We start from the raw sequence: 25,314 nt of genomic DNA, 5'->3' as shown, positions 1-25,314 counted from the left end.
TCGAAACCGCAAATCCGGAGAAGTCGGGGCAATCAAGGTATAGTTATGGCCAACTTGCACATACCCGGCGCCGCCGTCGCTGGCAGCCCGGGAAACCACCCATCCCAGCCCCAATGTGGGGGTAGCAGAGCCGTTTGGCGAGGCCAAATCACAAATTGGCCTTGCGAAACCCTCCCGGCCCCTATAACTACCGGCATTCATCCACATATTTCGTCTCACCCACAACGGAGCGACAGTCGATGGCTCGCGTCACCGTAGAAGATTGTATCGACAAGGTCGACAACCGGTTTGACCTGGTCCTGCTGGCCGCCCACCGTGCCCGCATGATTTCGTCTGGTTCACAACTAACGGTTGACCGCGATAACGACAAGAACCCTGTTGTGTCTTTGCGCGAAATTGCTGAGACCACCATCTCGCCGGAGGACCTCCGCGAGGAGCTGGTGCACTCGCTGCAGAAGTTCGTCGAGGTCGACGAGCCCGAGCCGGACACCGTACCGCTGATCGGTTCCGCCGGTGCAAGCGTGGATGCAGACGATACCGAAGTCGCCGTTGAGCGCATGACGGAAGAAGAGCTCCTGAAGGGTCTCGAAGGCCTCGCGCCGCCCGAGGAGCAGCCCGAGGAGGACGAGTAAATCGTCCCATCGCGCTCATCGACTTCTTTGTGATCTTATCAAAGGCCCGAACCGTTGTTCGGGCCTTTGCTTTTGTTGGCGTTTTCGTGGTTACCATAGTGTGCTCGGTTCGCGCCTGTCCCTGTCACTGAATTGATCGGACACGCGCGCGATCGGAGCTAAGATGTATGCAACGGGCTGTGTCGTGGTCCGTTTGAAGGCAGGACGGCATGGTATATCGACGCCGCACACCAACGCAGATGCAGGCCGCAACCGAATCGGTTGCCGTGGCCCCGACTGCGCCGGTGGCGCGCCCGGCGAAGCCTCGCGCACGCATGATGCGTCAATATGACCTTGTCGAGCGCGTCAGGTCCTACAATCCCAACACCGACGAAGACCTGCTGAACCGGGCCTATGTCTACGCCATGAAGGCGCACGGCTCGCAGACCCGCGCCTCGGGCGACCCATACTTCTCTCATCCACTCGAAGTGGCGGCGATCCTCACCGACCTGAAGCTTGACGACGCCACTATCGTGGCCGCGCTGCTCCACGACACGATCGAAGACACCGAAGCGACGCGGGCCGAGATCGACCAGATCTTCGGGCCCGAGATCGGCGCGCTGGTCGAGGGCCTGACCAAGCTGAAGCGGCTGGAGCTGGTATCGCGGGAGGCCAAGCAGGCCGAAAATCTGCGCAAATTGTTGCTGGCCATTGCCGACGACGTCCGTGTGCTCCTGGTGAAGCTCGCCGATCGCCTGCACAACATGCGCACGCTGGACTTCGTGCCGACGGAATCGCGACGGCGGATTGCCGAGGAGACGCTTGACATCTATGCGCCGCTGGCCGGGCGCATGGGCATGCAGGAAATGCGCGAGGAGCTGGAGGACCTGTCGTTCCGGACGCTGGACCCGGAAGCCTATTCGGTGGTGATGCAGCGGCTCGATGCGCTGGCCGAGCGCAACCGCAATCTGATCGGTGAGATCGAGGACCAGCTCTCCAACAATCTGCGCCACCGGGGCCTGGGCGCACGGGTCTATGGCCGCCGCAAGAAGCCCTTCTCAATCTGGACCAAGATGGAGCGCAAGTCGGTCGGCTTCGAGCAATTGTCCGACATCTTCGGCTTCCGCGTCGTCGTCAACGACATCGAGGCCTGCTATCGCGCGCTCGGCATCGTCCACACGAACTGGCCGGTCGTGCCCGGCCGGTTCAAGGACTACATCTCGACGCCGAAGCAGAACGACTACCGCTCGATCCACACCACCGTGATCGGCCCCGGCAACCAGCGCGTCGAACTGCAGATCCGTACCGAGGCGATGGACCAGATCGCCGAGCGCGGCATCGCCGCGCACGCGTTCTACAAGGAAGGCGCGGGCTCGCCGACCGAATTCCTCAAGCGCGAGTCCAATGCGTTCGCCTGGTTGCGCCACACCATCGGCATCCTCTCGGAGAGCGCCAACCCCGAGGAATTCCTCGAGCACACCAAGCTCGAGCTGTTCCACGACCAGGTGTTCTGCTTCACCCCGAAGGGCAAGCTGATCGCGCTGCCGCGCCATGCCAACGTGATCGATTTCGCCTATGCCGTACACACCGACGTCGGCAACAGCGCGGTAGGCTGCAAGATCAACGGCCAGTTTGCGCCGCTGTCGTCGGAGCTTCAGAACGGCGACGAGGTCGAGGTGCTGACCTCGGAAGCGCAAGCGGCGCCGCCGTCGGCCTGGGAAACGCTCGCGGTCACCGGCAAGGCTCGCGCCGCGATCCGCCGCGCCACCAGGACTGCGGTGCGCGATCAATATGTCGGTCTCGGCCGGCGCATCGTCGAGCGTCTGTTCGAGCGCGCCAAGATCGAATACGCCGACGACAAGCTCAAGGGCGCGCTGCCGCGACTCGCGCGGACCTCGATAGAGGACGTCATGGCGGCCGTGGGACGCGGCGAGATCAAGGCCTCCCACGTCGCGCGTGCGATGTATCCCGACTATAAGGAGGAGCGCATTGCGCGTTACGGGGTCAAGAAAGGGCTCGCCGGCAAGCTCAAGGAGAAGTCGTCCGAACCGCCGCGCAGCCCGGTCGCGATTCCGATCCGCGGCATCAATTCCGACCTGCCGGTGAAGTTCGCGCCGAATGGCGGCGCAGTGCCCGGTGACCGCATCGTCGGCATCGTCACGCCTGGCGAAGGCATCACCATCTACCCGATCCAGGCGCCGGCCCTGAAGGATTTCGAGGAAGAGCCGGAGCGCTGGCTCGACGTGCGCTGGGACATCGAGGACTCCGCGCCGCAGCGCTTCCCGGCCCGTATCAAGGTCGAGAACGTCAACGAGCCCGGCGCGCTGGCGCAGATCGCGACCGTGATCGCCGAGCACGACGGCAACATCGACAACATCAGCATGCAGCGCCGCTCACCGGACTTCACGGAGACGACGATCGATCTCGAAGTCTACGATCTCAAGCATTTGAGCGCGATCCTGGCCCAGCTGCGCGCGAAGGCGGTCGTCGCCCGCGCCGAACGTGTTAATGGATAGACGCCTTCCGTCTTGGTCTATCCCTGTGATTCCGTGAGTCCTGAAATGCCTGCACCTCCGCTCCGCCTCGGCGTCAATGTCGACCATGTCGCGACCCTGCGTAACGCGCGCGGCGGCCGCAATCCCGATCCGGTGCGCGCGGCGCTGCTGGCGATCGAGGCCGGTGCCGACGGCATCACCGCTCATTTGCGCGAGGATCGCCGGCACATCCGCGACGAGGACATGGCGCGGCTGAAAGCCGAGATCTCCAAGCCGCTCAATTTCGAGATGGCGGCGACCGACGATATGATGCGCATTTCGCTCGCCACCAGGCCGCACGCGGTGTGTCTCGTGCCGGAGCGGCGCCAGGAGGTGACGACCGAAGGCGGGCTCGACGTCGTCGGCCAGCACAATGCGCTGGCGCCCTATATCGCGCGACTGAACGATGCCGGCATCCGGGTGTCGCTGTTCATCGCGGCCGATCCCGCCCAGATCGAGATGGCGGCGCAACTGCGCGCCCCCGTGATCGAGATCCACACCGGCGCCTGGTGCGACGCCGTCGTCGATGGTCACGCCGACAAGGCCGAGGCCGAATGGCGGCGAATCGTGGCGGGGGCGAAGCTGGCGAGGGAAGCGGGGCTGGAGGTTCACGCCGGACACGGGCTGGATTATGCGACGGCGGAGACGATCGCAGGCTTGCCGGACATCATGGAGCTCAACATCGGCTACTACATGATCGGCGAGGCCCTGTTCGTGGGTCTCGCCGAGACGGTACGCAGCATGCGCGCGGCGATGGACCGCGGCCGGAGCCGGGCATGATCATCGGCATCGGCTCCGATCTGATCGACATTACCCGTGTCGGCAAGGTGATCGACCGCCATGGCGAGCGCTTCCTCGACCGCATCTTCACCACGGCCGAGCGGGCCAAGGCGGAGCGGCGCGCCAAGAACGAGAAGATGGTGGTGGCAACCTACGCCAAGCGCTTCGCCGCCAAGGAGGCCTGCTCCAAGGCGCTCGGCACCGGCATCAGGCGCGGCGTGTGGTGGCGCGACATGGGGGTGGTCAACCTGCCGGGAGGGCGGCCAACCATGCAATTGACGGGCGGGGCGCTGGCCCGGCTCCAGGCCCTGACGCCGGAGGGGTTCGCGGCCCAGATCGACCTGTCGATCACCGATGACTGGCCGTTGGCGCAGGCCTTCGTCATCATTTCCGCCGTGCCGCTGGCCAAACCCTGACGGTACTCCGATCATTTTATAATTCGCATTCAAAATCAAACGCTTATGCAGTTTTGATGCGATCCTTGATTGCGTGGCCTCCGACAACCGTCTAAAAGTCCGCGGACGCAAATCAGGCTGGGCGAATTCGGCTTTACGCCGGAATTGGCCCTCATTATCAGAATCAGGACAATCTCCTTGGGCCGCGAGCGATGGGCTGCTCGCGCGAGGAGGGCGCTCTGTGACCGCCGGCCGGAATAGAGAGAGCAATGAGCGTGACTTCAGGAACGAAAACTGAGAGCGGCGTCGGCGAAACGATCCGGGTCGTGATCCACGCTCTCCTGATCGCGCTGGTGATCCGCACCTTCCTGTTCCAGCCGTTCAACATCCCATCCGGCTCGATGAAGGCGACACTGCTGGTCGGCGACTATCTGTTCGTCTCGAAATATTCCTACGGCTACAGCCACTACTCGATCCCGTTCTCGCCGCCACTGTTCTCGGGGCGGATCTGGGGCTCGGACCCGAGCCGCGGCGACATCGTCGTATTCCGCCTGCCGAAGGATGACTCCACCGACTACATCAAGCGTGTGATCGGCCTTCCCGGCGACCGCATCCAGATGCGGGACGGGCTGCTCTACATCAACGACACGCCGGTCGAGCGGCAGCGCATGAGCGAATTTGTCGGCGAGGATCCCTGCGGCGCTGAAGGCAGCGGCGTCTCCCGGGTGAAGCGCTGGAAGGAAACGCTGCCGAACGGCGTGTCCTACGAGACGCTGGACTGCGCCGATAACGGCTACGTCGACAACACCAACGTCTACACCGTGCCGACCGGCCACTTCTTCATGATGGGCGACAACCGCGACAACTCGACCGACAGCCGCTTCCTTGGTCAGGTCGGCTACGTGCCGCAGGAGAATTTGATCGGGCGCGCCCAGATGATCTTCTTCTCGATCGCCGAAGGCGAACATGCCTGGATGTTCTGGCGCTGGCCGTGGGCGGTGCGCTGGAATCGCTTCTTCAAAATCGTCCGATGAAAGACGAAGCCAAGGACATCGCGACCCTGCCGACCGAGGCGCAAGCGGGCCCCGACGGCGAAGCTGCGACCAAGACCCTTGAGAACAAGAACCTTGAGATCAAGACGCCTGAAAACAAGACGCCTGCAAAGAAGAAGCGGGTGCGGAGCAGCAAGGCCAGGGGCTCGGATGCGAATGCGGGGCTCGAGGCACGCATCGGCTACAGCTTCGCCGATCCGAATCTCCTGATGCAAGGCATCACGCATGTCTCCGCGCTGAAGTCCGGGCGCAAGCGCGGCGACAGCTATCAGCGGCTGGAATTCCTCGGCGACCACGTTCTCGGGCTCGTCGTCTCCGACATGCTCTATCACGCCTTCCCGAACGCCGATGAAGGCGAGATGTCCAAGCGACTTGCCGAACTTGTGCGCAAGGAGAGCTGCGCCGATGTCGCCAAGTCGCTCGGTCTGCTCGACGACATCAAGCTCGGCTCGGTTGGCCCCAGCGCCGACGCGCGCCTGCGCAAGAGCGTGCTCGGCGACATCTGCGAGGCCGTGATCGGCGCCGTCTTCCTCGACGGCGGCTACGCGGCGGCGGCCGAGTTCGTCAAGCGCAACTGGACCGAGCGCATGCACAAGCCGCGGCGTCCGTTGCGCGATCCCAAGACAGTTCTCCAGGAATGGGCGCAAGGCAAGGGATTGCCGACGCCTGTTTACCGCGAGGTCGAGCGCACCGGCCCGCATCACGATCCGCAATTCCGCGTCGCGGTCGACCTGCCGGGGCTAGCGCCGGCGGAAGGCATCGGCGGCAGCAAGCGCGCGGCAGAAAAGGTGGCAGCTTCAGTGATGATCGAACGTGAAGGCGTTGGCGGCGGCAATGACGGTTGAAGCAAGCGGCGAGGCGCCCACTGCTACGCGCTGCGGCTTCGTCGCGCTGATCGGCGCGCCCAACGTCGGCAAATCCACGCTGGTCAATGCGCTGGTCGGGGCCAAGGTCACGATCGTCTCGCGCAAGGTGCAGACCACGCGCGCGCTGATCCGCGGCATCGTGATCGAGAACAACGCACAGATCATCCTGGTCGATACGCCCGGCATCTTCCTGCCCAAGCGCCGGCTCGACCGCGCCATGGTCTCGACCGCCTGGAGCGGCGCGCATGACGCCGACCTCGTCTGCGTGCTGCTGGATGCCAAGGCCGGCATCGACGAGGAAGCCGAGGCGATCCTCACCAAGGTCGCCAGCGTCAAGCACGAGAAGATTTTGGTCATCAACAAGGTCGACCTGGTCCAGCGCGAGAAGCTGCTGGCGCTGGCGCAGGCCGCCAACGAGCGCATGGCCTTCGCAAAGACCTTCATGATTGCGGCGATCTCCGGCGACGGCGTCGACGACCTCAGGCATACACTGGCCGAGATCGTGCCGCCGGGGCCGTTCCTCTATCCCGAAGACCAGATGTCGGACGCGCCGATGCGGCAGCTTGCGGCCGAGATCACGCGCGAGAAGATCTTTCGCAAGCTGCACCAGGAATTGCCCTACCAGTCCACGGTCGAGACCGACAAGTGGGAGGAGCGCAAGGACAAGTCGGTGCGCATCGAGCAGACGATCTTCGTCGAGCGCGAGAGCCAGCGCAAGATCGTGCTCGGCGCGGGCGGCGCCACCATCAAGTCGATCGGAGCGGACTCGCGCAAGGAGATCGGCGAGATCCTGGGCGTGCCGGTGCATCTGTTCCTGTTCGTCAAGGTGCGCGAGAACTGGAGCGACGATCCCGATCGCTACCGCGAGATGGGCCTGGAATTTCCCAAAGAATAACCAAGAAAAGATCGGTCAGCGATGAGCGTACCCAGCAACGTACGGCGCTTCGAAGCGTTGCTCTATGCATCGTTGATGCTGGATGCCGTGTCGGTGGCGGTGCAGGACCGCACGCCCAATGCCGAGACGACCGAGCAGATGATCATGACGTCGACGCTGCTCGCCGGCGGCATGATCCTGCTGCTGGTCTATTTCGTCAGGCTGGCCGCGCGCGGGCGCAAGAACTGGCCGCGCTGGGTGCTGGCGGCAGCGCTCGTGCTGTCGGTGATCTCGCTCGGCCAGATCATCGGCGAGAAGGGCATGGAACTCGACAGCGCCATCGAGATCGTCTCCTGCGTGCTGACGGGGATGGGATTGTATTTCTCGTTTCGCGGCGATGCGCAGGGCTGGTTCAACGCGTGAGGCCGTGTCGGGTGGATTGGCGGCGCGCAATTCACCATCCAGGCGCGATTGGCGGATAAGGCCTTCGGCCAATCCGCCCTACGATTGAAGACCGGAATCCGCTAGACTTCACCCATGGAATGGACCGACGAAGGCATCGTGCTGGGGGTGCGGCGGCATGGCGAGAGCAGCGCCATCGTCGAGCTGCTGACCCGCGCGCACGGCCGCCATCTCGGTCTCGTCCGCGGCGGCGCCGGCTCTCGGATGCGGCCGTTGCTGCAACCCGGCAACAGCCTCAGCGTGGTGTGGCGGGCGCGGCTCGACGAGCATCTCGGCACCTACGCCATCGAGGGCCTCAAGCTGCGTGCGGCGACGCTGCTGGGATCATCCCACGGCGTCTACGGCATCACCCATCTCGCTTCGATCGCACGGTTGCTGCCGGAGCGCGATCCGCACGAAAACCTCCTGGCGCTGCTCGAACATGCGCTGGACGATTTCGACGACATCGGCAGCGCCGCCGTACACGTGATCCATTTCGAGCTGGCGATGCTCACCGAGCTCGGCTTCGGGCTGGCGCTGGAAAACTGCGCCGTGACCGGAGAAACCACCGACCTGATCTACGTCTCGCCGAAATCCGGCGGGGCGGTGTCGCGCGGGGCGGGTGAGCCGTGGCGCGACCGCCTGTTGCGGCTGCCGCCGTTCCTGCGCCAGGGCGAGGTGCAGGGCGACCTCACCGACGAGGATCTCCAGGACGGCTTTCGACTGACCGGCCTGTTCCTGCTGCGCCACGTGCTGGAGCCGCGCGGGCAGGGCCATTCCGACGCGCGGGCGGGCTTCATCAACGCGCTGACGCGACAGCAGGCAAAGGCTGCGATTCCCGCGCCATGAGCCTGACGCGGCTCTGCCTTGCCCCAATGGGCCGGTCAACATTGGAACAAAACCGGGTTTCCTGGACTTGCCCTCGGGGTTCCAATCCGGGGATAGCCTGATGCTGATCAAGGGACTTGTGATATCGGCAGCGCTGATCGCGCTGGCGCCGGACGCCCTCGCGGGCGAACAGCCGGGCGTCTTTCGCCGTGCCTCCTGCACCGTTGTCAGATTCTATGTGGCCAAATATTCCGCTGCAGCCGCAGAGGCATGGGCGAGGTCCAAGGGCGCGACGGAGGCCGAGATCGAGACGGCGCGGCGGTGCGTGACCAATGCCCCGGCCACTACGCAGGCCAAAAACGCGCCACCCACCCAGACATTTACCGCAGGCTGGGCCGGCCAGTAGGCCGCCCACAGGGAACCAATCCATCCTTGCCCGATTCGCTTCCACGGTTTAACCGGGCGGCATGGGAAAACGATTGATTCCGCCGGAGGAACCGGCCGAAATTCACGAGGTGCCGCTGCGTGAGGCGCTGGAAGAGCGCTATCTCGCCTATGCGCTCTCCACGATCATGCACCGCGCGCTGCCGGATGCGCGCGACGGCCTGAAGCCGGTGCACCGGCGCATCCTCTATGGCATGCGCTTGCTCCGGCTCGACCCGGGCACGGCGTTCAAGAAGTCCGCCAAAATCGTCGGCGACGTGATGGGCTCGTTCCATCCGCACGGCGACCAGGCGATCTACGACGCCATGGTGCGTCTCGCCCAGGATTTCTCCTCGCGCTATCCGCTGGTCGACGGCCAGGGCAATTTCGGCAATATCGACGGCGATAATCCCGCCGCCTACCGCTACACCGAAGCGCGCATGACCGACGTCGCGCGGCTTCTGCTCGACGGCATCGACGAGGACGGGGTCGAATTCCGCCCCAATTACGATGGCCAGTCGAAAGAGCCGATCGTGCTACCCGGCGGCTTCCCGAACCTGCTCGCCAACGGTGCCCAAGGCATCGCGGTCGGCATGGCGACCTCGATCCCGCCGCACAACGCCGCCGAACTCTGCGAGGCCGCGCTGCATCTGATCGAGAAGCCCGACGCGAAATCCAAGGCCTTGCTGAAATGGGTCAAGGGGCCGGATTTCCCGACCGGCGGCATCTGCGTCGATTCCAAGCAGGCGATCGCTGAAGCCTACAGCACCGGCCGCGGCTCGTTTCGTGTCCGCTCCCGATGGGAGCAGGAGGAGGGCGCGCGCGGCACCTGGGTCGTCGTCGTCACCGAGATACCCTTTCTGGTGCAGAAGTCGCGGCTGATCGAGAAGATCGCCGAGCTTCTCGACCAGAAGAAGCTGCCGCTGGTCGGCGACATCAGGGACGAGTCGGCCGAAGACGTTCGCATCGTGATCGAGCCGAAGTCGAAGAACGTCGATCCCGCGCTGATGATGGAATCGCTGTTCCGGCTGACCGAGCTCGAGAACAAGATTCCGCTGAACCTGAACGTGCTGATCAAGGGCCGCGTCCCCAAGGTGGTGGGACTCGCGGAATGCCTGCGCGAATGGCTCGACCATCTGCGCGACGTGTTGATCCGTCGCACCAACCATCGCAAGGCCGAGATCGAGCGCCGGCTGGAGATTCTCGGCGGCTTGCTGATTGCGTATCTGAACATCGACGAGGTGATCAGGATCATCCGCAACGAGGACGAGCCGAAGCCGGCGCTGATCAAGGCGTTCAAGCTCACCGAGGTGCAGGCCGAAGCCATCCTCAACATGCGGCTGCGAAGCCTGCGCAAGCTCGAGGAAATGGAGATCCGCAGCGAGGACAAGGATCTTCGCAAGGAGCTGAAGGGCATCGAGGGACTGCTGGCGTCCGAACCCGAGCAGTGGAAGAAGGTCGCCGAGCAGGTTGGCAAGGTCCGCGACATGTTCGGACCGAAGACCCCGCTCGGCAAGCGCCGCACCACCTTTGCGGACGCGCCCGAGCACGATCTCGCCGCGATCGAGGAGGCCCTGGTCGAGCGCGAGCCTGTGACGGTTGTCGTCTCCGACAAGGGCTGGATCCGCACCCTCAAGGGCCATGTCGAGGATCTCTCGGGGCTTGCCTTCAAGCAGGACGACAAGCTCGGGTTCGCGTTCTTCGCGGAAACGACCTCGAAGCTGCTGCTGTTTGCCACCAACGGAAAATTCTACTCGCTCGATGTCGCAAAACTTCCGGGCGGCCGAGGTCATGGCGAGCCGATCCGCCAGTTCATCGATCTCGAGCCGGAGGCCGCGCCGGTCACGCTATTCGTCAACAAGGGCGGCCGCAAATTCCTGGTCGCGAGCCACGAGGGCCAGGGCTTTGTCGTCAACGAGGACGATTGCGTCGGCACCACCAAGAAGGGCAAGCAGGTCCTCAATGTCGACATGCCGAACGAGGCGCGCACGGTCACCGAAGTGCTCGGCGACACCGTCGCGGTCATCGGCGAGAACCGCAAGATGCTGGTGTTCCCGCTCGACCAGGTGCCGGAGATGGCCCGCGGCCGCGGCGTGCGTCTGCAGAAGTACAAGGACGGCGGCCTCTCCGACATTGCCGTGTTCGACGCCAAGACGGGCCTGACCTGGAAAGACTCCGCGGGACGCGAATTCTCCGCGACGATGAAAGAGCTCGCCGAGTGGAAGGGCACCCGCGCCGACGCCGGTCGTCTGCCACCGAAGGGATTCCCGAAGTCGAACAAGTTCGGCAAGGCGATCGGGTAGGGCTGGGCCGTCGCCGCACGACAGCTGTCATGCCCCGGTCAAGCCGGGCGATGACAGCGAGGGTATGGCGCGCAAACGCGCGGCAGATAGCCGTGAGCGCATGAGTGCCTTGCTCGAATGGGCACGAACATTGCCTTTTCCTGGCGACAGCAAACAGCTCGTCAACAGGCAAAAGGCACCAATGTCCAAACTGAAGGCTTTCATTCCGGCGCTGTTCGCCTTGGCGCTGACCGCGCCGCCGGCGCACGCGGCGGGCAATCTCGTTGCGGTGCTTGAGGCGGAGATCGTCACGCTCGATCCGCATTTCTCCACGGCCTATATTTCGCGCACGTTTGGCTACATGGTGTTCGACACGCTGTTTGCGAAGGATTCCAAAGGCGAGATCAAGCCGCAGATGGTGCAGGACTGGAAGGTCTCGGCCGATGGCCTGACCTACAGTTTCACGCTGCGCGACGGCCTGAAATGGCATGACGGCCAGCCGGTCACCGCGGCCGATTGCGTGGCCTCGCTGCGCCGCTGGGGCACCCGCAGTGCGCTCGGTCGCCGCATCTTCGCGATCACGGCGTCGCTCGAGCCGACGGACGCAAAAACATTCGTGCTGACGCTGAAGGAGCCGTCCGGTCTCGTCATCGACGCGCTCGGCAATCCCGTCAGTCCGGTCGCCTTCATGATGCCTGAGCGCATCGCGAAAACGCCCGGCGACCAGCGCATCACCGAGATCGTCGGCTCCGGCCCGTTCGTCTACAGCAAGGCCGATCACCGCACCGGCGACCGCATGGTCCTGAAGAAGTTCGCCGACTATGTGCCGCGCCCCGAGCCCGCCGATTTCCTCGCCGGTGGCAAGCGCGTCAACCTGGACACGCTCGAGATCCGTGCCATTCCGGATGGCGCGACCGCAGCCTCGGCGCTGCAAGCCGGCGAAGTCGATTTCATGCAATACGCGCCGTTCGATCTGCTGCCGACCATGGAGAAGAATTCACGGGTCAAACTCGTCAATTTCACCGGCGGCAACATGTTCGCGGGCGCCTATCGCCTCAACGCCGCATCGAAGCCGTTCGACGATCCCGCGATCAGGCGCGTGCTGTGGAAGCTGGTCGATCAGCGCGAAGTGCTGGATGCGCTCGGGCTCGACGCCAAATATGCCACACCTTGCGCGACGTACTTCACATGCGGCACCACCTATGACAGCAAGGCCGGCATTGAAGCCGCAGCAAAACCGTCGATCGAGGCGGCGAAGGCTGCGCTGAAGGCGACCAAATATGCCGGCGAGCCGGTCGTCGTCATGGAAGCCAACGATCTCGAAGCCCCGCGCGTCTCGGCGCAGGTGCTGGCCGAGCGGCTGAAGCAGGCCGGCTTCAACGTCGATCTGCAAGTGATGGACTGGGCGAGCGTGCTGGCGCGCCGCGCCAAGAAGGAGGGCTGGAGCGTCTATGGCGTCCACGCCGGCGGTTTTGACCTCGGCTCGCCCTTGACCAACGTCATGGTCGCCTTCAACTGCGCCGATTTCACCGGCTGGCAATGCGATGCGCGCATCACGCCGCTGATGGAGGCCTTTGCCAAGGCGCCCGCCGAGGAGGATCGCAAGAAGATCGCAAGCGAGATCCAGACCGTCATGTACGATCAGGCGCCCGCGATACCGTGGGGCCAGTTCGCCCAGCCCGCCGCCTCTCGCGCCACTTTGCGCGGTCTGATACCGTCCGCCATCCCGGTTTTCTGGAACGTTGAGAAGTAGCGCGATGTACGATGTCATTGTTGTCGGCGGCGGCTCAGCCGGCGCCGCTGTTGCGGCGCGGCTCTCGGAAGATCCCGCACGGCGCGTCCTGCTGCTCGAGGCGGGCCTCGATTGGCGCGCCGACGAGGCGCCTTGGGAAGTGAAGACGCCGAATCCCATCCCGATCATCCACAAGCGGGAGTACCAGGAGAAATGGCAATGGCCGGATCTTCTGACGCGCCGTGTGGCCGGCCAGGAGCCGCGCTTCTACTGGCGCGGCAAGGGGCTCGGCGGCTCCTCGATGATGAACGGCCAGATCGCCATCCGCGGCGTCGCCGATGCGTTCGACGAATGGGCCGCCAATGGCTGCACCGGTTGGTCCGCCAAGGACGTGATGCCGTTGTTCTCTGTGATCGAGGATGATCTGGAATTTGGCGACGCCGCAGGCCATGGCCGCGGCGGACCGCTGCCGGTCTATCGGGCGCCGCCGGAAAAATGGGGCCCGATCGATCGCGGCTTGCGCGATGCGGCGCTGGCGAGTGGCTATCCCTGGTGCGCCGACGTCAATGGTCCTGACGGCGAGGGCGTCGCCTGCTATCCCATCAACAGCCGCGACAACCGCCGCATCACCACCAACGAGGGTTATCTGGAGCCCGCGCGCGGTCGCGCCAATCTGGAAATTCGCGGGCACGCGCTGGTCGATCGCGTGCTGATCAGCGACGGCCGGGCGACCGGCCTTCGCGTTCACATCCAAGGGCAGGGCACCCAGGAGATCAGCGCGCGCCAGATCGTGCTGTGCGCCGGCGCCATCCACAGCCCGGCGATCCTGCTGCGCTCGGGCATCGGACCTGCCGATGAGCTGAAGACGACGGGGATTGCGGTTGAGAGGGACCTGCCGGTCGGCCGGCACTTCTTCGACCATCCGCTGTTTCGCGCCACGGTCCAGCTCCACGAAAATCTGCGGCCGACCGATCCGGATACGCGTCATACCAATTGCTGCGTGACCTATTCGTCGGGCCTCGCCGGCGGCGGCAAGCGCGACATGATCTTGATCGCCTTCAACCATCGCGGCATCGGCGCATCAGGGGCGATCGGCGCCGGGCTGTTCAATGCGTATTCACGAGGCACGCTCAAGCTGGCCTCGACCGACCCTGCGATCGATCCTGTTGTCGAGGAGAACATGCTGGCCGATCCCCGCGACATGCTGCGCATGATGGATGCGGTGAGGCGGCTGGCCGTGATCACGGCGCAGCCGGCGCTGTCAGGCATCGCCGACTGGATCAGGCTCGCCGACACGGATTTGAGCTTGCCCCAGGCTGCCGCCTTGCCCGATCACGAACTCGACGCGGTGTTGCGGCGCGAGACCGGCGATATCCAGCACGCCGCCGGCAGCTGCCGGATGACCGGCTTCAATGACGCCGACGGCGTGGTCAATCCGGATGGTACGGTGAAGGGCATCGCGGGCCTGCGCGTCGCGGACGCCTCGATCATGCCGTCGGATTGCCGAGCCAACACCCACTTCACGACGGTGGTGATCGGGGAAGCGATTGCGCGGATGATGATGCGGTAGAGCGACAACGACGGTGTCATACCCCGCGAAGGCGGGGCATCCAGTACGCCGCGGCCCTTCTTCTTCACCGTCATTGCGAGCGGCGCGAAGCAATCCAGAATCTTTCCGCGGAGATAGTCTGGCTTGCTTCGCTCCGCTCGCAATGACGGAGCCAGCGGCGAGGCCATCGCTCTCCAATTGACATTTCAAACAGCAGACACGCCATCGCCGTCTCGCGGCATGTTGTGCCCGAGGTTTCCTGTCCGTTTCGCGCCACCTTCAAGGAAAGGGCGCAGGGAAGGCCGGGCGCCGGCTGGCACCCGCAGGTCCGTGCGCGATAGAAATGCACACGGGGTGGACCACAGGTGCGCCGGATCGCCCGGCCTTCCCTGCGCGATGGTTTTAACGTGTCCTTCGTGCTCTCCCCGGGGAGCGATGCACTATTGCCCCCGTCGCCATGCGGATGACTGATGCGTGTGCCCGGTCGGGCCGCCACATCACCGCAGGACTTGACGCACAGACCCCGGGCGTCAGGACCACACGACTTGTTCGTCCGCGCACGTCCTCGCATGTCGCTTCGAGTGCTGGCGTGTGCTCGTGCCCGAAGCCATGCGAAGACGCTGTCGGCGCCGTGTCGTAGGCACGAAGGCGATTGCTCACAGCCGAAGCCGCCCTGCAATGCCTGTTATGCCCGACGCCGTCGCGTCCATCGCTGCCCAGCCCGCGGTTCGTGACGATCGCGATCCGCCCCTTGTGACGGGCCAGGGTGTGTCGCTTGTACGTCAAATCCGAATTTCGGTAAAGTGGAATCTTTTGTGATGTGGAGCTTGACAGGCGGTGAGGCGGAAGTGGTCGCGGCTGTTTTGCCCGACGGGCACGGGGAGGTGCTCAAGGACAAATTCCAGATAAGCTCCGTTAAGGCAAATGCTGAGGCCGTTGCCTCAATGCGTTCACATCGCCTTGGCTAGCGCGAAAAGCCGGAAATTCTCGAGCGCCGCGTGCCGATGCGGGGCGGCTTCGCGCCGGTAAGTCTCGGTGTCGACGATCGAGCGGAAGGTGGCGAAATCGCCGTATTCATTGATCGCCGCTTCGTCCCAGCGTTCGCCTGGCGAGCCGACGAGGCTCGTTAGGACCGGCCCGGAAAACATCCGCACGAGCGGCTTACCGGCCGCGAGACGCCGGAATGCCGGCCTATAGCGTTCATGAAAGGCTTCGCGGCCCGAGCAAGGCGCGGCGTCGAATCCGTCTTCGTAACGCGCATGCACGCGGTAGCAAAGCAGATTGAGCATATAAACCGGCTGGCCGGGTGGAATCGCGCGCTCGGCGACGTCTAAGGCTTGCAGGGTGATTTCGATAGGGTTCATGGGACTTCCCGCGTTTCCAGCGCCGCAGAATGCGGGCTGACGCTCCCTGTTTAGCCGTTCGGGAATGGCACTTGTAGTGCCCCCGCAGCCATGACTATGTGGACTGCATGTCCACAACGACTTTACCGCCCGACCTTTCGCGTCTCCTCGCCTTCGTCCGCGTCGTCGAGGCGGGCTCCTTCGCCGAAGCCGCGCGGCGGGCGGGGACGACCACCTCGGCGATGTCCAAGGCGGTCGCCCGCTTTGAAAAGGCTCGCGGGTTGCGGCTTTTGCATCGCTCCACCCATTCGTTGGCGCTGACCGAAGAGGGCGACAGGCTGATGGTGGCGGGACGCGCGTTGGTCGAAAGTCTCACCCGTGTCCAATCCGCGCTCGGCGAGGTCGCGCGCGACGATGGCGGACGGGTGCGCGTGACCGCCCCCGCCTCGTTCGCGCGCGCCTGCATCCTGCCGCGACTGCCCGCGTTCCTGCGGGAACGGCCGGAAATCGAGATCGAGGTCAAATTCCGCAACGAGATTCTCGATCTCGCGGCGGAAGGCGTCGACGTCGCGATCCGTTCGGGGCCCCTCGACCGCGCGCCCGGCCATCAGGCGCGGCGGCTGTGCACGTTCTCCTGGATCGCTTGCGCCTCGCCTGCCTATCTGAACGCGCGCGGCGCGCCGGCGACTCCATACGAGCTTTCCGCGCACGACCACGTCGGCTTCCGGAATCCCGCGAGCGGTCAGATCCTGACCTGGCGCTTCGCCGACCCGCGCGGCAAAGGACCCATCCGCATCACGCCCAAGCCCAAGCACATTTGCGACGACGCGCACGCTTCGCTCGCTTTGATCGCGAATGGGTTTGGGGTCGGCTGGGGGCCAGCATGGCTCGTTGACGAAGACCTTCGCGCCGGCCGGCTGGTCGAAGTGCTTGCGCCCTGGCGCGCGTCTGGGGAACCCCTATGGATGCTTCGCACCTCCGACCGCCGTCCGCCCCTGCGCACACAGCGCGTCATGTCGTTCCTCGCCACGCTTCCCGCCGCGTTCAGCGACAAGGCGGTGTGAAGCCTCGGCTTAGTGACGCCTTCCACTGGCAAACCGGATGTGATGAACCAATCAGTCAGCGTCCTAGATCACCCCCGCCAGCCGCAGCGCCACGCCCGCGGCGCAGCTGCCGGCGAGCACGGTGAGCATGCCGAGCTTGAACCGGAAGATCGCGGTTGCTGCCGCGATCGACAGCACGAGCGCGGGGATGTCGACACTGGTCAGCACCGGCATGTCGAAGGCAAACGGAAACGCGTGCACCGGCACGGTCTCGCGGAATAGCGTGTGCAGCGCGAACCAGATCGAGAGGTTGAGGATCACGCCGACGACGGCGGCAGTGATCGCGCTGAGCGCACCGCCAAGGCCCGTGTTGCCGCGCAGCCGCTCGATATAGGGGGCGCCGACGAAGATCCAGAGGAAGCAGGGCGTGAAGGTGACCCAGGTCGCGAGCAATCCGCCGAGCGTCGCAGCCAGCATCGGCGACAGGCCGCTTGGATCGCGGAAGGCGGCCATGAAGCCCACGAACTGGAGCACCATGATCAGCGGGCCCGGCGTGGTCTCGGCCATGCCGAGACCGTCGAGCATCTCGTGCGGCTTCAGCCAGTGATAATGCTCGACCGCCTGCTGGGCGACATAGGCCAGCACCGCATAGGCACCGCCGAAGGTGACCAGCGCCATTTTTGAGAAGAACAGCGCGATGTGACTGAAGACATTGTCTTGTCCAACAGCGAGCAACAGCGCGATCACCGGCACCAGCCAGAGCGCTAGCCACAGTGCGCCGACGCGGATCGCGCGGCCCGTATCAGGTCGGACATGATCGGGCACGGCGTCGCCGAGCATGCTGTCGATCACGGCGCTGCTGCCGCCAGAGCCATGACCCGCCGGCGCGAACTCCGGACGGCCGCTTCTCGCGCCGGCATAGCCGATGATGCCTGCGGCGATGATGATGATGGGGAAGGGGACGGCAAAGAAGAAGATCGCGACGAAGGCGATCGCGGCGAGCGCGATCATGATGCGGTTCTTCAATGCGCGCTTGCCGACGCGCACCACGGCTTCAATGACGATGGCGAGCACGGCGGCCTTGAGCCCGAAGAACAGCGCCTCGACGAAGCTGACATTGCCGAAGGCGGCATAGACGTAGCTGAGGCTCATGATGGCGATGATGCCGGGCAGGATGAACAGCCCGCCGGCCATCAGCCCGCCGGCGGTGCGATGCATCAGCCAGCCGATATAGGTCGCGAGCTGCTGCGCCTCCGGGCCCGGCAAGAGCATGCAGTAGTTCAGCGCATGGAGGAAACGGCCCTCCGAGATCCACTTCTTTTCCTCGACCAGGATGCGGTGCATCACCGCGATCTGGCCCGCGGGCCCGCCAAAGCTCAGGCAGGCGACACGGAGCCAGACGCGAAAGGCTTCACTGAAGCTGACGCCGTGACCGGCATCAGCTCCTGGTTCGGTCGTACGGGTATCCATCAAGCCTTCGCCTTGTTGGTCGGCCAGTTGTGGGTCTCGGACGTAGCGTCGCGGCACCAGCGGTAGAAGGCATCGTAGAGCAGCATGCCGGCCTCGAGCTGTTCGAGGTCGTCATCATACATCCGCGACAGCCCGAGCGAAGCCGCGAGCAGACCGGGGGCCTCCGGCGCGAGGTCGGGTCGCGCGGTGTCGGCGCCGCGCACCAGCGTTGCCAGCCGGAGCAGCGCGGGCGCCGCAATCCCGAACTCCTCGATCATTACGTCGAAGGTGCAGAGCTCACCACGGTGGCTCCAGAACACGTTCTCGATGTCGAACGGGGCTGCATTGAAGCGTTGCCCGACCGCCACCACTTCCGAAGGCGCCACGAACAGGAACACGGCCGTGGGATCGACGAAGCGTCGGATCAGCCAGGGGCAGGCGATGCGGTCGACCTTGGGGCGCGCCCGCGTCACCCAGACGGTTCGTCCCTTGGCGTCGCGCGGCGGCAGCTTGCTTGTGTCGACCAGCGGCAGTTTTGCCGCCTTCCAACCCTCGAAGCCGCCCTCCAGCGTCTCGGCTTGCACACCGAGCTGCCTGAGCCAGGCCGCTGTGCCCTGCGCGAGCTTTTCGCCGCGCAGGCACGAGACGATCGCGGAACGGCCGGCGAAGTCGGCGCCCCAGTCGGAAACATTTCCGTGGCTGAGCTTGATCGAACCGGGGATCAGCCGCCGGTCGGCGGCAAAATCCTCGTCGGTGCGCACGTCGATCAGGACAGGGGCATTTGCCGTGCCGATCAGCCGTGCCATTTTTTCAGATGATATCGTCGTGTAGGAAGACATGATGCGCCCTCGTAAGAACAAACGGGACGCGATACTTGGGCATGTCGCCTCGTGGGGAGATCGCTCAAATCCCCATGACCTTTATTACATCGAAACGGCACCCACCTGTCAATCGGCTCGTTTCGCCGATTTTGTCCGAGGACCTCGCAGGTCTATATTGCGGGTCAACGGACCAGACCTTCCGGAGAATTCTCGATGCATTCCCGTTCCATCGAACAATGGACCCATGACCACGCCTTTCTGGGCGACAGGCACGACCAGAACGAGCGGCGCACCTGGCTCGTCGTCATCCTGACGCTGGTCATGATGGTCGGCGAGATCGTCGCCGGCTCGCTGTTCGGCTCGATGGCGCTGCTCGCCGACGGCTGGCACATGGGCACGCATGCGGCGGCGCTGGGGATTGCCGCGTTCGCGTATCGGTTTGCGCGGCGGCACCTGGGGAGCTCGCATTTCACCTTCGGCACCGGCAAATTCGGCGATCTCGCCGCCTTCGCCAGCGCGATCATCCTCGGCCTGATCGCGGTCGAGATCGCCTATGAGAGCGTGCTGCGGCTGATCACGCCGGTGCCGATCGTCTATGGCGAGGCGATCGCGGTCGCCGCCCTCGGCCTGTGCGTCAATCTCGCCAGTGCCTGGCTGCTCCGCGACAGCCACGATCACCACCATCACGGCCATGCGCATGATGATCACGGTGATCATGGCCATGATCACCACCACCATCATCACGACAACAATCTCCGTGCGGCCTATGTCCACGTCATGGCGGACGCGGCGACCTCGGTGCTGGCGATCGGCGCGCTCGTGGCCGCGATGTATTCGGGATGGGCCTGGGCCGATCCGGCGGTCGGCCTGATCGGCAGTGCCGTGATCGCAAGCTGGGCGTTCGGTCTGATCAAGACATCCGGCGCGGTGCTGCTCGACGTGCGCGCCGACGAGAAGCTCGAGCGCGTGATCCGGGCGCGCATGGAGATCGGCGAGGACCGCGTCACCGATCTGCATCTGTGGCAGGTCGGCCCCGGCCATTGCGCCGTGCTGCTTTCGGTGGTGTCGGACCAGCCGAAGCAGCCGGCCGTCTACAAGAGGCGGCTTGCCGGGCTGAAGGGGTTGAGCCACGTCACGGTCGAGGTCGAGACCTGCGCACATTGACGCGGGAATTCTGTGGACTGGCCGGGGTTGATCCTCGGTCACAGCCGACATGGTAGTAGACATGGCTGCAAGGGAGGAACGAATGATGCCTGGGATCAACAGAATCAAAAGGATCAAGCTCGCTGTCGCCGTCGCTGCACTCGTTCTGTCCGGTGATGCGGCGCTCGCGCAGTCCGAAAAGACCGGTGTCGAAAAGCTCTACGTGCTCAATTGCGGCGAGGGCACCGCCGGTGACATCTCGCGCTGGACGCCCGGCCTGAACGAGGGCAAGACGATGGACTTCGTCGACAGCTGCTATCTCGTCAAGCACGCCAAGGGCTTGTTCCTGTGGGACACCGGCATCGCCGACGCAGTTGCCGCGATGCCGAATGGCCTCGCGCCCGCCGATCCCAAGGCCGTGACCTGGCGCCGACCGAAGACGCTTGCCGCGCAGCTCGAACAGCTTGGCCTCAAGCCGGACGACGTCAAGATGATGGCCGTCTCACACACCCATCCTGACCACACCGGCAATGTCGAACTGTTCCCGCAGGCCATGCTCTACGTGCAGAAGGCCGAATATGACTGGCCCGGCGCCAACAACGAGCCGCGCTTCAAGCCGTCACATCCGGTCGAGCTGCTTGCTGGCGACAAGGACGTGTTCGGCGACGGCAGCGTGACCATCCTGTCGACGCCCGGCCATACACCGGGACACCAATCGCTGCTGGTGAAGCTGCCGAAGACCGGCGCGGTGGTGCTGTCGGGCGACGCCGTGCATTTCAAAGACAATTGGGACAATCGCCGCGTGCCCAGCATGAACGCCAACAAGGACCAGAGCGCGGCCTCGATGCAGAAGATCGCCGACACGCTCGGCAAGGAAAAGGCGCAGCTCTGGATCAACCACGACAAGGTCCAGCGCGACAGCCAGAAGATGGCGCCGGAGTTTTACGACTGACGCGGCTAGCCTTTCGGTGCGGTCACGGCGGGCGGGCTCGCTTCGGGCGCCTTCTTCGGTTTCAGCGAGCCGGCGTAGAAGGAGATCAGCCAGACCAGGATGATGGCGAGGAGATAGACACCCCAGGCCTGCGGCGGTGTGGTCGCCCAGCGCAGGAGGCCTTTGAATGTGCGGGGCGGGCGCGTGTCTTCGGTCATGCTCCGCTTGTGCGCGAAAGCTCCCGCCCGGTCAATCCGGCCGCGGTTGCGCGCGGATCATGAACAGCGCGGCCAGCGCCGAGAGGCTGAGCGCGGACGAGACGATCAGCACCTTGGCGCCCATGACGTCGATGAGCAGGCCAAAGGCCAGCGGCGCCACGGCCTGCGCCATCCGTGCCGGCGCGCCGATGATGCCGAGGCGATAGCCGAAATCCTTGGGGCCGAAGATCGACAGCGGCAGGGTACCGCGCGCGATGGTCAAAATGCCGTTGCCGGAGCCGTGGAACAGCGCAAACGCACTGGCCGCGGCGCCGCCGAAGATCGCAACGACCACCGCGCCGATCGGGTGGGTGAGGCAGGCGAGCCGCGTCGACCACAGCGGATGAAAGCGGCTGAGGAAGCCTGCTTCCAGAACCCGCGCGGCCACTTGCGCAGGCCCGATCAGCGCACCGGCCGCGATCGCCTCGACCGGCGTCGCGCCTGTGGACTCCAGGATGCGCGGAAAATGCGCGGCCATCGCGCCGGTGACGGTCCAGACCGCGGCGAAGACGAACGCGAGCAGGATCATGGTGCGGTCGAGCGGCAGATGCGGCTTCACCGCTGTCGCTGCGGCCTGCTTGGCGCCCTTGATCGTCGGCAGCAGGAAGAAGTTGAGCGGCAGGCCGATCAGGACATTGGCAGCGGCCCAGGCGAAGCAGGTGTCGCGCCAGCCGATATGGGCGAGGCCCCAGGCGGTGAGCGGCCAGCCGACGGTCGATGCAAAGCCCGCCATCAGCGTGATGCCGGTGATCGGCCTGCGGGCCTCGGTGCCATAGATGCGGCCGAGCGCGGCGAAGGCGGCGTCGTAAAGCCCCATCGCCATGCCGACGCCGAGCACGAGCCAGGCCATCGCCATCACCGCCACGGATTGCGAGAGGCCGAGCAGAACGAGGCCGGCGGCGATCGTCAGGTTCGACACCGAGAGGACCTGCCGGCCGCCGACGAGATCGATCTGTCGCCCGATGCGCGGGCCGAGCAGCGCCGAGATCACCAGCGAGGCCGAGAACGCGCCAAAGACCCAGTTGGAGGAGATGCCGAGATCGCGCGCCATGGGATCGGCGAGCAGCGCCGGCAGATAGTAGCTCGAGGCCCAGGCCAGGGTCTGCGTGGTACCGAGCGCCAGGATGATCGGAAGCTGGCGCTGGCTCATTTCCCCGTATTTCTGATCGGCGGTGTCATCATTCGCATTTGCCGCCCGAGGCGGGAGCGCGTCAACAGCGTCCGCGACATATGCGACCCGCCGCGGGTGGGAGCCTTGGCGCAAGGTCCGCGCCCCGCCTTTCGCTCGTCACGAATGCACGGCATAATGGCGCATGCAATTGACCTCGCGCCTTGCGCTGATGAACTGGTTGGCCGGCCAGGGGCTCACCGGCCTGCCCGAACCCGAACTGCTGCGCGGCTTCTGCGAGCGCTGCCGCGCCGAGGGGCTGGAACTCTCGCGTGGGCTTGTCGTCATCGATACGCTGCACCCGATCTACGAGGGGCGCGCCTTCCGCTGGAGCGACACGCCGACCAACGAGAGCGACGTCGTCGAATACGGCTCGACGGCCGAGGGCGACGCGGCCAACAATTGGCGCCGGTCAGTGTTCTACCATTTGCTCGAGCATGGTCACGACGAGATGGTGATCGACCTCGCCGACGCGCCCTCGCTCGATTTCTCGCAGATCGGCGAGCTCGCCGAAACGGGTCACCGCCATTTCCTGGCCTTTGTGCACCGCTTCGGGGAGACCGGAGCGCTCGGGCAGATGGACTGCCTCTACTCCTCCTGGACAACGCGACGCGAGGTTGGCTTTAGCGACGCCGAGCTCGCCGCGCTGCGCGATCTCGTGCCGGTGCTGGGTCTCGCGATCAAGTCGGCGCAGCAGGTCGACATCGCGCGCACACTCGGCCGCGTCTATCTCGGACGCGATGCGTCAGAGCAGGTCTTGAGCGGACGTATCTCGCGCGGCGTCACCGAGCGCATCGACGCCGTGCTCTGGTATTCCGATCTGCGCGGCTCGACCGGAATCAGCGAGAGCATCGGCCCCGACGAGATCATCCCGTTCCTGAACGACTATGCGCAGGCCGTGATCGATGCGATCCACGACGCCGGCGGCGACGTGCTGAAGCTGATCGGCGACGGCGTGCTCGCGATGTTCACCGGCGAGGACATGGCGCATGCCCGGCGCGCGGCGCTACGCGCCGAGCATCTGTTCCGCAAGAACGTCGCGGCGCTGAACCTGCGGCGGGGCGCCGAGGGCCGTCCCACCACGTCCGCCTATATCGGACTGCATGTCGGCGAGGTCTTCTACGGCAATATCGGCAGCGAGGACCGGCTCGACTTCACCGTGGTCGGTCCGACCGTGAACGAGGTCAGTCGCATCGCCTCGATGAGCCGTTCGGTCGATCGCGAGCTACTGGCCTCGGCGGAGTTCTACAAGGGCCTCGATGCCGCCGGGCGCCGCTACCTCGTCTCCACTGGCCGCTACGCGCTGCGCGGCATCGGCCGCGCGCAGGATCTCTACACGCTCGATCCAGAGGTGGATGCGAGCGAGCCCGTGACGGGGAGCTACGAGCGGTATCTGGCGAACTAGGCCCGGCTGCTTCCACATACTCCGTCATTGCGAGGAGCTCTTGCGACGAAGCAATCCAGACTGTCTCCGCGCACGGATTCTGGATTGCTTCGCTTCGCTCGCAATGACGGTGCAGCTAGCACCGCGCCACCGCCTCATCGCCCACCATGTCCGGCTGCCGGTCCAGCGCCACCGCAGGCGAGAGCCAGATCACCAGCGCCTGTACGCCGAACACGGCCGCCGCGAGATAGAGGCATGCTTCCGCGCTCCAGAGGCCACCGACGATCGCGCCCAGCGCCGAGCCGACCGGGCGGGCGCCGTAGCTCATGATGTTGATGGCGGAGACGCGGCCGAGCAGGCGCGGCGGCGTCACCGACTGGCGCAGCGTCGTGGTCGAGATCACCCACAGGATCGGCCCGACGCCGAGCAGGAAGAAGCTCAAGGCCGCAAGCCAGGTCGAGGGGACCAGCACCGTCAGCGCCATCACCATAGCGGCGACGAAGCCGGTGACGGGGCCGAGGCCGACAACCGTGCCGAACGCGACGCGCTTCATCACGCGCGTGGCGAACAGTGCGCCGATCACCATGCCGACACCGTACATCGTCAGCACCGTGCCGATGCCCGCGGCGGTCAGGCCGAGGTGACGTACGGCGTAAGGCACGAACACCGCGATCTGCAGGAACCATCCGGTGTTGAAGATGAACTGGGTGATGAAGACCGGCCGCAGCAGCGGGTGGTGAAACACGAAGGCCGCGCCTTCGCGGATGTCCTGGAACGGATGCCGCCGGGGGGCCGGCGTGCGGGCGGGCTCGTAGATGCCGGAGAGCAGCACGACCGCGACGGCCGAGAGCGCTGCCGCAAAGCCGAAGGCCGGGCTCGCGCCCCACCACCCCACCAGCACGCCGCCGAGCGCAGGGCCGCTGGCGAAGGCGATGGTGCGTGCGAGCTCGATCCGCGCATTGGCCGCCGGTAACAGGTCCGAACTCACCAGCGAGGGCACCAGCGCCGGCGCGGCCACGCTGTAGACGACGGTGCCGCACACGGCGGCAAAGCCGAGCAGCGCCAGCAGCGGCAGATTGAGCGCGCCGAGCGCGAGCAGCAGCACGATCGCTGCAAGGGCCGCGGCCCGCAGCGCCTCGGCGCCCGCCATCAGCGAGCGGCGGGAGATGCGGTCGGCCAGCAAACCGGCCGGGATGGCGAAGAGGACGAATGGCAGGGTCAGCGCGGTCTGGAGCAGGCCGGTCTGGCCTTCGGCGACGCCGAGCGTTAGCACCGCGACGATGGGGGCCGCGGCCAGCGCGATCTGTTCGGCCGACTGGGCCGCCAGGTTCGACCAGGCGAGCCGGTTGAATGTCTCGGGGAGGCGCGGGGGATTTGACATGGCTCATTTCCTGCAAAGTCGAGTCGG

Annotated in this window: 23 protein-coding genes; 17 read left to right on the top strand and 6 right to left on the bottom strand. The window is 65.2% G+C overall.

Going from position 1 to position 25,314, the window contains the following annotated elements:
• The first annotated feature begins 239 nt into the window (after positions 1 to 239).
• From rpoZ to C7G41_RS19670, 13 genes are all read left to right on the top strand, one after another.
• Positions 240 to 632: a DNA-directed RNA polymerase subunit omega gene (gene rpoZ / locus C7G41_RS19730; protein ID WP_007603391.1), complete on the top strand. Its 393-nt coding sequence runs from the start codon at positions 240 to 242 to the stop codon at positions 630 to 632.
• Positions 633 to 841: 209 nt separating this feature from the next.
• Positions 842 to 3,127, top strand: coding sequence for a bifunctional (p)ppGpp synthetase/guanosine-3',5'-bis(diphosphate) 3'-pyrophosphohydrolase (locus C7G41_RS19725; RefSeq protein WP_106944132.1), 2,286 nt, complete (start codon positions 842 to 844; stop codon positions 3,125 to 3,127).
• A gap of 45 nt (positions 3,128 to 3,172) precedes the next feature.
• Positions 3,173 to 3,925 carry a pyridoxine 5'-phosphate synthase gene (locus C7G41_RS19720; RefSeq protein WP_106944131.1) on the top strand — a complete coding sequence of 251 codons (753 nt, stop codon included), beginning with the start codon at positions 3,173 to 3,175 and terminating at the stop codon, positions 3,923 to 3,925.
• Positions 3,922 to 4,341, top strand: a complete 420-nt coding sequence (gene acpS / locus C7G41_RS19715; RefSeq protein ID WP_106944130.1) for a holo-ACP synthase — start codon at positions 3,922 to 3,924, stop codon at positions 4,339 to 4,341. Before C7G41_RS19720 ends, acpS begins: the two co-directional genes overlap by 4 nt.
• A gap of 248 nt (positions 4,342 to 4,589) precedes the next feature.
• A complete protein-coding gene (lepB, locus tag C7G41_RS19710) occupies positions 4,590 to 5,354 on the top strand; it encodes a signal peptidase I (protein WP_106944129.1) in 765 nt (254 codons plus the stop codon).
• Positions 5,351 to 6,217, top strand: coding sequence for a ribonuclease III (gene rnc / locus C7G41_RS19705; protein ID WP_106944128.1), 867 nt, complete (start codon positions 5,351 to 5,353; stop codon positions 6,215 to 6,217). Before lepB ends, rnc begins: the two co-directional genes overlap by 4 nt.
• Positions 6,207 to 7,133, top strand: a complete 927-nt coding sequence (gene era, locus C7G41_RS19700; RefSeq protein WP_007611165.1) for a GTPase Era — start codon at positions 6,207 to 6,209, stop codon at positions 7,131 to 7,133. The genes rnc and era overlap by 11 nt, the downstream gene beginning before the upstream one ends.
• 21 nt (positions 7,134 to 7,154) lie before the next feature.
• The gene (locus C7G41_RS19695) at positions 7,155 to 7,535 is read left to right on the top strand and encodes a hypothetical protein (protein WP_106944127.1); all 381 of its coding nucleotides are present in this window, start codon (positions 7,155 to 7,157) and stop codon (positions 7,533 to 7,535) included.
• A gap of 114 nt (positions 7,536 to 7,649) precedes the next feature.
• Positions 7,650 to 8,402, top strand: coding sequence for a DNA repair protein RecO (gene recO / locus C7G41_RS19690; RefSeq protein WP_106944126.1), 753 nt, complete (start codon positions 7,650 to 7,652; stop codon positions 8,400 to 8,402).
• A gap of 100 nt (positions 8,403 to 8,502) precedes the next feature.
• Positions 8,503 to 8,787 carry a hypothetical protein gene (locus tag C7G41_RS19685; RefSeq protein WP_106944125.1) on the top strand — a complete coding sequence of 95 codons (285 nt, stop codon included), beginning with the start codon at positions 8,503 to 8,505 and terminating at the stop codon, positions 8,785 to 8,787.
• A 61-nt stretch (positions 8,788 to 8,848) separates the two neighbouring features.
• Entirely contained in the window at positions 8,849 to 11,107 is a 2,259-nt protein-coding gene (parC, locus tag C7G41_RS19680; protein ID WP_106944124.1) for a DNA topoisomerase IV subunit A, read from the top strand.
• Between the two features lie 181 nt (positions 11,108 to 11,288).
• Positions 11,289 to 12,839, top strand: coding sequence for an ABC transporter substrate-binding protein (locus tag C7G41_RS19675; RefSeq protein ID WP_106944123.1), 1,551 nt, complete (start codon positions 11,289 to 11,291; stop codon positions 12,837 to 12,839).
• Positions 12,840 to 12,843: 4 nt separating this feature from the next.
• Positions 12,844 to 14,388, top strand: coding sequence for a GMC family oxidoreductase (locus tag C7G41_RS19670; protein ID WP_106944122.1), 1,545 nt, complete (start codon positions 12,844 to 12,846; stop codon positions 14,386 to 14,388).
• A 929-nt stretch (positions 14,389 to 15,317) separates the two neighbouring features.
• Here the strand turns inward: C7G41_RS19670 and C7G41_RS19655 are convergent.
• On the bottom strand, positions 15,318 to 15,731 hold the full coding sequence (locus tag C7G41_RS19655) for a hypothetical protein (protein WP_106944120.1): 414 nt from the start codon (positions 15,729 to 15,731) through the stop codon (positions 15,318 to 15,320).
• A gap of 107 nt (positions 15,732 to 15,838) precedes the next feature.
• On the opposite strand from C7G41_RS19655, the gene C7G41_RS19650 reads away from it, so the two are divergent.
• Positions 15,839 to 16,774 carry a LysR family transcriptional regulator gene (locus tag C7G41_RS19650; protein ID WP_106944119.1) on the top strand — a complete coding sequence of 312 codons (936 nt, stop codon included), beginning with the start codon at positions 15,839 to 15,841 and terminating at the stop codon, positions 16,772 to 16,774.
• A gap of 63 nt (positions 16,775 to 16,837) precedes the next feature.
• Here C7G41_RS19650 and chrA read toward each other — a convergent pair whose 3' ends face one another.
• Both chrA and C7G41_RS19640 read right to left on the bottom strand, forming a co-directional pair.
• Positions 16,838 to 18,223 (bottom strand): chromate efflux transporter, encoded by a 1,386-nt coding sequence (chrA, locus tag C7G41_RS19645; protein WP_106944118.1) that lies wholly within the window; start codon positions 18,221 to 18,223, stop codon positions 16,838 to 16,840.
• A complete protein-coding gene (locus tag C7G41_RS19640; protein WP_106944117.1) occupies positions 18,223 to 19,041 on the bottom strand; it encodes a chromate resistance protein ChrB domain-containing protein in 819 nt (272 codons plus the stop codon). Before C7G41_RS19640 ends, chrA begins: the two co-directional genes overlap by 1 nt.
• A 195-nt stretch (positions 19,042 to 19,236) precedes the next feature.
• On the opposite strand from C7G41_RS19640, the gene dmeF reads away from it, so the two are divergent.
• Together dmeF and C7G41_RS19630 are read left to right on the top strand one after the other, a co-directional pair.
• Positions 19,237 to 20,187, top strand: a complete 951-nt coding sequence (gene dmeF, locus C7G41_RS19635; RefSeq protein ID WP_106944116.1) for a CDF family Co(II)/Ni(II) efflux transporter DmeF — start codon at positions 19,237 to 19,239, stop codon at positions 20,185 to 20,187.
• Positions 20,188 to 20,269: 82 nt separating this feature from the next.
• Positions 20,270 to 21,118, top strand: a complete 849-nt coding sequence (locus C7G41_RS19630) for an N-acyl homoserine lactonase family protein (RefSeq protein ID WP_199198485.1) — start codon at positions 20,270 to 20,272, stop codon at positions 21,116 to 21,118.
• 5 nt (positions 21,119 to 21,123) lie between these two features.
• Here C7G41_RS19630 and C7G41_RS19625 read toward each other — a convergent pair whose 3' ends face one another.
• Positions 21,124 to 21,315, bottom strand: coding sequence for a hypothetical protein (locus C7G41_RS19625; RefSeq protein WP_106944115.1), 192 nt, complete (start codon positions 21,313 to 21,315; stop codon positions 21,124 to 21,126).
• A gap of 31 nt (positions 21,316 to 21,346) precedes the next feature.
• Complete coding sequence (locus tag C7G41_RS19620; RefSeq protein WP_106944114.1) at positions 21,347 to 22,504, bottom strand: MFS transporter; 1,158 nt, start codon at positions 22,502 to 22,504, stop codon at positions 21,347 to 21,349.
• 163 nt (positions 22,505 to 22,667) lie between these two features.
• On the opposite strand from C7G41_RS19620, the gene C7G41_RS19615 reads away from it, so the two are divergent.
• Positions 22,668 to 23,927 (top strand): adenylate/guanylate cyclase domain-containing protein, encoded by a 1,260-nt coding sequence (locus C7G41_RS19615; protein WP_106944113.1) that lies wholly within the window; start codon positions 22,668 to 22,670, stop codon positions 23,925 to 23,927.
• A 115-nt stretch (positions 23,928 to 24,042) separates the two neighbouring features.
• On the opposite strand, the gene C7G41_RS19610 is transcribed toward C7G41_RS19615, so the two are convergent.
• Positions 24,043 to 25,287, bottom strand: coding sequence for an MFS transporter (locus C7G41_RS19610; protein WP_106944112.1), 1,245 nt, complete (start codon positions 25,285 to 25,287; stop codon positions 24,043 to 24,045).
• Positions 25,288 to 25,314 lie beyond the last annotated feature (27 nt).

Origin of the sequence: Bradyrhizobium sp. MOS002 (genome assembly GCF_003020115.1) — a bacterium.
Classification (GTDB): Bacteria; Pseudomonadota; Alphaproteobacteria; order Rhizobiales; family Xanthobacteraceae; genus Bradyrhizobium.
This window is presented reverse-complemented; position numbering and strand designations above follow the sequence as displayed.

Coding starts and splice junctions, on each gene's coding strand:
- C7G41_RS19670 (WP_106944122.1), top strand. CDS start 12,844: ATGTACGATGTCATTGTTGTCGGCGGCGGCTCAGCCGGCGCCGCTGTT.
- C7G41_RS19620 (WP_106944114.1), bottom strand. CDS start 22,504: ATGAGCCAGCGCCAGCTTCCGATCATCCTGGCGCTCGGTACCACGCAG.
- C7G41_RS19650 (WP_106944119.1), top strand. CDS start 15,839: ATGTCCACAACGACTTTACCGCCCGACCTTTCGCGTCTCCTCGCCTTC.
- C7G41_RS19640 (WP_106944117.1), bottom strand. CDS start 19,041: ATGTCTTCCTACACGACGATATCATCTGAAAAAATGGCACGGCTGATC.
- C7G41_RS19675 (WP_106944123.1), top strand. CDS start 11,289: ATGTCCAAACTGAAGGCTTTCATTCCGGCGCTGTTCGCCTTGGCGCTG.
- chrA (WP_106944118.1), bottom strand. CDS start 18,223: ATGGATACCCGTACGACCGAACCAGGAGCTGATGCCGGTCACGGCGTC.
- C7G41_RS19685 (WP_106944125.1), top strand. CDS start 8,503: ATGCTGATCAAGGGACTTGTGATATCGGCAGCGCTGATCGCGCTGGCG.
- C7G41_RS19615 (WP_106944113.1), top strand. CDS start 22,668: ATGCAATTGACCTCGCGCCTTGCGCTGATGAACTGGTTGGCCGGCCAG.
- dmeF (WP_106944116.1), top strand. CDS start 19,237: ATGCATTCCCGTTCCATCGAACAATGGACCCATGACCACGCCTTTCTG.
- C7G41_RS19625 (WP_106944115.1), bottom strand. CDS start 21,315: ATGACCGAAGACACGCGCCCGCCCCGCACATTCAAAGGCCTCCTGCGC.
- lepB (WP_106944129.1), top strand. CDS start 4,590: ATGAGCGTGACTTCAGGAACGAAAACTGAGAGCGGCGTCGGCGAAACG.
- era (WP_007611165.1), top strand. CDS start 6,207: ATGACGGTTGAAGCAAGCGGCGAGGCGCCCACTGCTACGCGCTGCGGC.
- parC (WP_106944124.1), top strand. CDS start 8,849: ATGGGAAAACGATTGATTCCGCCGGAGGAACCGGCCGAAATTCACGAG.
- C7G41_RS19655 (WP_106944120.1), bottom strand. CDS start 15,731: ATGAACCCTATCGAAATCACCCTGCAAGCCTTAGACGTCGCCGAGCGC.
- C7G41_RS19725 (WP_106944132.1), top strand. CDS start 842: ATGGTATATCGACGCCGCACACCAACGCAGATGCAGGCCGCAACCGAA.
- C7G41_RS19610 (WP_106944112.1), bottom strand. CDS start 25,287: ATGTCAAATCCCCCGCGCCTCCCCGAGACATTCAACCGGCTCGCCTGG.
- acpS (WP_106944130.1), top strand. CDS start 3,922: ATGATCATCGGCATCGGCTCCGATCTGATCGACATTACCCGTGTCGGC.
- rpoZ (WP_007603391.1), top strand. CDS start 240: ATGGCTCGCGTCACCGTAGAAGATTGTATCGACAAGGTCGACAACCGG.
- C7G41_RS19695 (WP_106944127.1), top strand. CDS start 7,155: ATGAGCGTACCCAGCAACGTACGGCGCTTCGAAGCGTTGCTCTATGCA.
- rnc (WP_106944128.1), top strand. CDS start 5,351: ATGAAAGACGAAGCCAAGGACATCGCGACCCTGCCGACCGAGGCGCAA.
- C7G41_RS19630 (WP_199198485.1), top strand. CDS start 20,270: ATGATGCCTGGGATCAACAGAATCAAAAGGATCAAGCTCGCTGTCGCC.
- C7G41_RS19720 (WP_106944131.1), top strand. CDS start 3,173: ATGCCTGCACCTCCGCTCCGCCTCGGCGTCAATGTCGACCATGTCGCG.
- recO (WP_106944126.1), top strand. CDS start 7,650: ATGGAATGGACCGACGAAGGCATCGTGCTGGGGGTGCGGCGGCATGGC.